The 6,686-nt window shown below is 58.3% G+C and carries 7 protein-coding genes; 3 read left to right on the forward strand and 4 right to left on the reverse strand.

Features of this window, described 5'->3' with window-relative positions; genetic code table 11:
* Positions 1-50: 50 nt before the first annotated feature.
* From U5A57_RS33700 to U5A57_RS33715, 4 genes are all read right to left on the reverse strand, one after another.
* Positions 51-1,406 (reverse strand): paraquat-inducible protein A, encoded by a 1,356-nt coding sequence (locus tag U5A57_RS33700; protein ID WP_321915995.1) that lies wholly within the window; start codon positions 1,404-1,406, stop codon positions 51-53.
* Positions 1,407-1,771: 365 nt separating this feature from the next.
* Positions 1,772-2,476 carry a PqiC family protein gene (locus U5A57_RS33705; RefSeq protein ID WP_321915996.1) on the reverse strand — a complete coding sequence of 235 codons (705 nt, stop codon included), beginning with the start codon at positions 2,474-2,476 and terminating at the stop codon, positions 1,772-1,774.
* Positions 2,473-4,038 (reverse strand): intermembrane transport protein PqiB, encoded by a 1,566-nt coding sequence (locus tag U5A57_RS33710; protein WP_321915997.1) that lies wholly within the window; start codon positions 4,036-4,038, stop codon positions 2,473-2,475. Before U5A57_RS33710 ends, U5A57_RS33705 begins: the two co-directional genes overlap by 4 nt.
* A 22-nt stretch (positions 4,039-4,060) precedes the next feature.
* Complete coding sequence (locus U5A57_RS33715; RefSeq protein WP_321915998.1) at positions 4,061-4,639, reverse strand: DUF3313 domain-containing protein; 579 nt, start codon at positions 4,637-4,639, stop codon at positions 4,061-4,063.
* A 908-nt stretch (positions 4,640-5,547) separates the two neighbouring features.
* Here U5A57_RS33715 and U5A57_RS33720 point away from each other — a divergent pair.
* From U5A57_RS33720 to U5A57_RS41735, 3 genes are all read left to right on the forward strand, one after another.
* The gene (locus U5A57_RS33720; protein WP_321915999.1) at positions 5,548-5,700 is read left to right on the forward strand and encodes a hypothetical protein; all 153 of its coding nucleotides are present in this window, start codon (positions 5,548-5,550) and stop codon (positions 5,698-5,700) included.
* Positions 5,697-6,146, forward strand: coding sequence for a hypothetical protein (locus U5A57_RS33725; protein WP_321916000.1), 450 nt, complete (start codon positions 5,697-5,699; stop codon positions 6,144-6,146). The genes U5A57_RS33720 and U5A57_RS33725 overlap by 4 nt, the downstream gene beginning before the upstream one ends.
* A 362-nt stretch (positions 6,147-6,508) precedes the next feature.
* Positions 6,509-6,628 (forward strand): hypothetical protein, encoded by a 120-nt coding sequence (locus tag U5A57_RS41735; RefSeq protein WP_415766519.1) that lies wholly within the window; start codon positions 6,509-6,511, stop codon positions 6,626-6,628.
* Positions 6,629-6,686: the final 58 nt, after the last annotated feature.

A 6,686-nucleotide genomic window follows, 5' to 3' on the forward strand; every position in this document is an offset into this window, starting at 1 on the left:
GGCGATTGTCGCCATTGGCATCGCACCGGCAGGGCCAAAAAGTGGGGCAGTCACGAGCCGGTCGGGCTATTTGAGCCGTTCCTGTCACGCTCATGCGGGCCGGCGTGAGCGTCCCAGATCAACCGTGGATCGAACTGCATCGTGGCCGTCATCGTCAGCAGGACCACGGCTGCAAAGGCGACCGCGCCCCAGCCTGACGTCGCAGAAGCGACAGACCTGAAATTGACGAGCGCGATCGTAAGCGCAATGACAAAAATATCGAGCATTGACCAGCGGCCGAGGCGCTCAATGACCCGGAACAGCTTCGTACCCACCAACGGATGGCAGCGCGAAGTACAACCCGCTGTCCAGGCGAGGAACGCGAGCGCGACGAGCTTGAGTAGCGGGAAAGCGACACTCGCGATGAAGACAACCGTAGCAATCGCCCAGTCCCCACTGCGCCAGAAATGAACAATGCCACTGATGATGCTGTCGTCCTTCGAGCCAAGCATTGTCACGGTATGAAGAACAGGCAGCAGGTTTGCAGGCAGATACATGATTGCGGCGGCGACCAGCAAAGCCTGGGTACGCGTGAGACTGTCCGGTTGCCTGGGATGCATCCTTGCTCCGCACCGGGAGCATTGCTGGGCAGCCGCGCGCGCTTGCGGGGCGGACGGCGCGCCACGACTGGACTCATCGGACTTCCGGCGGGCAACACCGTCGCAGGTTCTGCACGCAACAAGCCCGAGGTCCATCGCGGACACGGAGGGCAACGCGGGAAAGGTCGTGGGTGGCCCTGGCAAGTTATCGCGTTCGCGCGCATCCAGTGTCTCGCGGATGTGCCAGAGGGCACGCGGCTCGAATTCCATGACGACTGCGAGCATGAACGGCAGCGTGCCAAGCGCGAAGAGGGCGGTCTCCGGGGTGACGTATGCTCGGTCAGCAAGCTTCGTTGCAGTGACAACGACCCCGAGGAACAGGACTTCGATCATGACCCATGGCCGCACGAACTGCAGCACACGCAGCACCGCTGAAAACGCGGGAGGAACCACGCCGAGGCGCACAGGTCCGGTAACGTAGAGAACCGCGGCAAGATCGAGAAACGGAAACACGATGGTCACGCAGGCGACCAGGACAGCGAGTGGCCACATGCCTTGAACCCAGAGTGCGCAAACGGTCCCTGTCAGGGTAGTGGCCGATGTGATTCCACCCATCTCGAGCTCGACGACTGGATACGCCTGTGCGATGAAGAAAGTAATCATTGCTGCGAGCGCCAGCGCCAGGACGCGATCGAGTCGCGCCATGTCTGTGCTGGCGATGCTCGCCCCGCAGCGGGGGCAGCGCATTCCCCGAGTCTTCCCGGTCCGGAGTGGGCGCGACAGCAGCAGATCACAATCGGGACAGGCGATGAGGTTGCGGATTTCCATGGTTTTCAGATCGCTCGCCCCGTCAGGCTTCAGACGCGTCCGTCGCATTGCTCAATCCCATGCGCATGGATGCGAGTTCTGCCTCGAGTGCAGCAATCTCGTTCCACTGCTTGAGCACCGTCCCTCGCAGGACTCTGAGTTCTTGATGGACGGCCGCAAGTGCGAAGCGCGCACAAGGTTGCGGACACGATTTGCACCCGGCGTCGGACGGGCTGTCTCGACAGATCCTGCTGCGTGATGGTTCGCCAGTGAGTCGGGTTGTCGCAAGGAACACGTTGACCTCTCCTGCTTGATTGCCACTTCAAGGTAAATACAGCATGACGCGCTGTCGAGTCAGCGTGGGGGCGCTACCAAGGACCAGCGCGCTAGTTCGCCTGTACGCCAGCATCCGCCGTCTGCATCCTTCCACGAACGCATTTCAACGGGGCCGGTGAATCCTGCCGTGCTGCGAGGATCGTTGCTATCTCATTCGACAATTCGGACACTGCCAGCTGATGCCCCTTCACAAGCTCGCCAAAGCCGTCGCTGACGGGCACCGAGTACGTCGAATGGCAGGTCAGCATGGTCGTTCCTGTTCGTGGTTTCACCGTCCACACGGTGTCCAGCAGTGCGTGCGATGCGTACCATGACTCGAATCGCTGCACCACAACGCTAATTCGATAGACCGGTTGATCTGCTGGATAGGGAACGCTCGCGACGTCGAACGTGCCAAGCGCCGCGGAAAGGTTCGCCGACAAACGTTGGCGAAGCTCATCGGCCGGGGCGGTGCTCCAGCGCTCCTGTTCCATGACCTGAACGCGTACGGGATCCTTCTGCAAGACGAGTTGCCGTCGCGCGACCTGTGCTGGAACGACGACAGGCGCCACGTCGATCAGAAAGGCTGGGTGTGAATTTTCGTCGTTGACGACTTTATTTCGTAACGTCTGCGGCGGGGATCCCGTGCCCAAGGTGTAGGTATGCACTTCCGGCACAGCGGTGCACGCCGCAGCAAGCGCGGCGATGCTACACAAAGCAAAAAGCAGCTTAAGGCATCCGGGCTGGTGACTTCGCCTCGTAGTTTTTTGACTCATGGCTTTTCGTCCCTTGGCTTGCCGCGCAGGAGTGACTCCGGATGCTCCTGAAGGTAGACAGCCAGCTCGTTCAGCGATTGCAGCGTGCGATTGAGTTGCGAAACGGCTTGCCGCATATCCGACTGGAGCGGCGAGTCCTGCTGTAACGCTGCCTGCGCTGTACGGAACGTTTCCTGGGCGGTCGCGAGGGTATCGCGGGCCTGAGGCGCAAGTTCGGTGTTCATTTGCGTGAATGCACGATTGGCACTCTGGAGCGTTTGATCGAGGTTGGTGCCGATCCGGTCGAACGGCACACGATCCAGCTTTTTGGCAATATCGCCGATGACCACCTGAAGCTCCTCCAGCGAATTGGGCACAGTCGGTAGTTCCAGCGGTACCCTCGTCATGTCTATGGTGGCCTGCGGGGCGTTCGGAAAGATGTCCAGCGCAATGTAGCGCTGGTTAGTGATAAGACTTCCGGTCCGCAACTGGGCGCGCAAACCCTGAGCCACCAGTTTTTGCAGGAGTGCCTTTCCGCCGTCGTTGTTGCCTTCACCCAGCGACTCCCGGAACTTTCTGCCGAGACGATTGGGAAACAGGTTCACCGTCACAGGCATCGTGAATTCCGACCGTTTCGGGTCGTATTCCACGTCGACTGCAGTGACGCGTCCAAGCTCGATTCCGCGGAAATCGACCGTCGCGCCGACAGACAGGCCGCGCAGCGACTGATTGAACTTCATGACAACGCTTGCAGCAGCACCGTCCGGTGCGCGCATCGCCTCTGCCTGACTGTCGGAAAGCGGGAAAGCGGTGCCGTTGGGCGCTTCATGTGCTGGCTCGTTGTCGGGGCGGGACTGGAACGCGAGACCACCCATGACGACTGTCGCGAGTGACTGGGTATTCAGTCTCATACCGCCCGAATCCAGCCGCAGGTCGACACCACTTGCATGCCACCAGCATGCATCTGCCTTGACAAGTTTGTCGTAAGGCTCATCAATGAAGACCTGGATGGTGACGCCCTTGCCGTCATCGTTAAGGGAGCGTGCGACAACACGTCCGACCTGGAAACGGCGGTAGTAGACTGGCGAGCCGATATCAACGGAGCCGAGGGAATCGCCATCAAGAACATAACGACGCCCCTTCTGGTCGCTGGTCACGATGGGAGGCGTCTCGAGTCCGATGAACTTTTCACGGGGCTGGTCGGAGCGACCAGGATCCATGCCGATATACGCGCCGGAGAGGACGGTACCAAGACCCGAAATACCACCCATTCCGATCCTTGGGCGCACCACCCAGAAGCGGGCGTCTTCAACCGCGAGATTGGTTGAGGTTTTGGCTATCTGTACATCCACAAGGACACGGGAATGGTCGTTAGAGAGGCGGATGGTCTTGACCTCGCCGATCTCCACGTTACGGTATCGCACCTTTGTTCGCCCGGCCTCCAGTCCTTCGGCGGTGAGAAAGCTGATAGTGACAGTCGGCCCTTGTGTCGCGACTGATCGCACAAGCAACGCGATGCCGATCAACGCTGCACCGATCGGTACGAGCCAGATGGTGAGCGGGAGAAATCGTCTGAGGGACATTGAAAGCTGCTGCAAAAGTGAATTACCTGAATTGGGCGATCAGTTCGGCTGCGCCCCGTTCAATGCCGGTTTTGGGGGCGTCTGGCGAGCTCAACCTGGCAGAAAGCCCGCCATCTGGATATCTTTCGATATAAGCTTCAATCAGCTTGTTTGAAGAGGAATCCGAAATTTCTACCGCATAGATGACATATCCTGGCAGCGCCGTGCCTGCACCGGTAAGCGTGAGCCGAACACGAAGCGTGTCGGCTCCGGATTCATTCACCAGATCGAAGCGGGTGGCCAGCGTTTCTGCGAACGTAGCCTGCATGAAATCAGCGAGCTTCGAGCGCTCCGCGTTGCTGACGTGGCGAAACTCTGCATCCGGCCCGCCGTAAAGCTGGACCGGTTCGAGGATGAGTTTTCTGTACCGTGACCAGTCCTGCGGTAACGCATACCGATAGGGCATATGGGTTCCATCCCGGTCGTCGGGATTGACGCGCAGGTACGGCCATGAAGCGAGGCTGGAATACTTGACGGGCTTGACTGCCGAGCACGCCGAGAGTGCGAGGCAAGCGAACAGTGCAAGACCGAGCGCTGCGCAAATCAGGGCTTTGGGGGCCATCGTCAACAGCCATTCGAACGCGGGGGTTGTTAGTTTCCGTATACTCATACGAACCGTCTGGCCGGTTTGCAAATAAGGCGCTTCATAACGACGCTAAATCTGGGAAGCGTCCTGGCTGTCGTAGCGACCTGTACGCGGACGGACGATAGACCGAGGTGGCTCGCGGGTCATACTAACGCAGGTCAGTCGTCATGTAAACCGTCTAGCCGGTTTGTCTTTTATCCCATGTGCGTCGCGGGCATTGGCGGATCCCTCGGCCGGCCGCGTCGCTGCCTTTGGGGGTGACGTGGATTTTTGTGCATTTTCCGGCTAGGGGGACATAAGCCTAGCGCGGTCCCACCTTGTGGCCCTGTATAAATTGTCTTTCCAATCAAGCAACTGCTAACTCCCCCTTGAACGACTCACATTTGTGTGTGATGCCCATAGCAGCCCGAGGGTTCCACTATTCAGGACTCGTAGTTCAGGCTCGGCGACTGGTAGTCGCCACTCATTCGAGATGGTATGCGGGTATTTCTCTTCGTGCTTGTTGGACCCGGTGCCTCCCTGCGGGAGACGCTACGCACTCACTCGGACGTGCGGAGGTTCGTCATGGAAATCGACATTCTCGGCGTCGATCTTGCGAAGCAGATCTTCCAGCTCCACGGCGCGGATTGTCGAGACCGTGTCGTGCATCGATCGAAGGTCTTGAGGAGCTTCTTCTCTGAAACCGCGCGCACATTGAACCCCAAAATGGTTGTCATGGAGGCATACAGGACTGTCCATCACTGGGCGAGGTGTTTGCAGTCGATCGGACCGAAGTTCGGCGAATCAGTCCGCAATATACTGTACCGTTCGTCAAGACAAGTAAGAACGATCGCAACGATGCGGAGGCGGTAGTCGAAGCTGCCAGCCGACCCACGATGCGCAGCATGTCGATCAAATCGGTCGAGCAACAGGCCATCGAGGCGGTATACCGCATGCACGCTATCCTACCGCGCCACCGAACCGCGCTGATCAACCCGATACGTGGCCTGCTCGGCGAGCGCCCCGTTCGAACTATCCGCTTAGAGGATCAAAAATGACCCAAGCGCTGGCTGAGGTTCTGCTACTAGCTTCCATGGTCGTGAACGCGACGCTCTTGATTTTCATTGCTGGCGTGCTTCGGCACGTCATGAACGACATGGACGCAGCGACCTTCAAAGACTTCGTAGGATCCCTGGTACGACACTCAACCAAATCGCCGTTCATGATCATTGCCCTAAACGTCCCGCTGATCGGCGCTATTCCCTATTACTACTTTTATGGATTTGGAAATCGCTGGATCAGCGCAGGACTCGCGCTATGGCTGGCCGGTGGACTCATATCAAAACTCGTCAAGCTCCCGATTTACAAAAGCATAAAGGCAGCCGAACGTGACGATGAAGTTCACCTAGGAGAGCAACGCCGAAGATTGAATGCCGGAAACCTACTGCAGGCCGCATTGAATTCACTAGCTGTAGCTATGATGATCGTTGCATGGTTCAAATGAGCGACGGGCTTCTGTAATTTGAAAAACTGGAGGTGGTGTTTCCGTCTCCTGGATCAAATTCGGGATCCTGTACGCCGGGCGTTGCTGAGCATCCCATCGCGAATGACGCGATTCGAAGCGACGATATGGTAGGCAATTGGCGCGGTGTCCCAGTCGATGTCATTTAAGAGGTCGAAATACTGGATGACTGTACACGTCGGCCATTTTGCGAAATCACCGAGAGAGTCCGTAGGGGATCGAAGGCGGCGAGATAAGGAACCAACGATATTGCCGCTAGAACCCGTCGCGCGCACTACCCACGCTCTTCGATCCGCTCACATGCGCGGCACCCGTTGCTGGAATTAAGGCGTGCCTCCCCAGGCATGGGCTTGGGTCTTTATATCTGCCGTTGCATTGCGCAAGCTCACTACGGAACGATTGAAGTTGAATCTGACGAGAACCATACCGTCTTCACCGTAACAATCTCACGAGGCGCAGCATAGCGACGCGGTCAGAGATCAGGGGAGAGCCTAGCTGTGAACGAGAGCGCGTCGCACGATA

Source organism: Paraburkholderia sp. J11-2 (assembly GCF_905220185.1).
Lineage (GTDB): Bacteria > Pseudomonadota > Gammaproteobacteria > Burkholderiales > Burkholderiaceae > Paraburkholderia.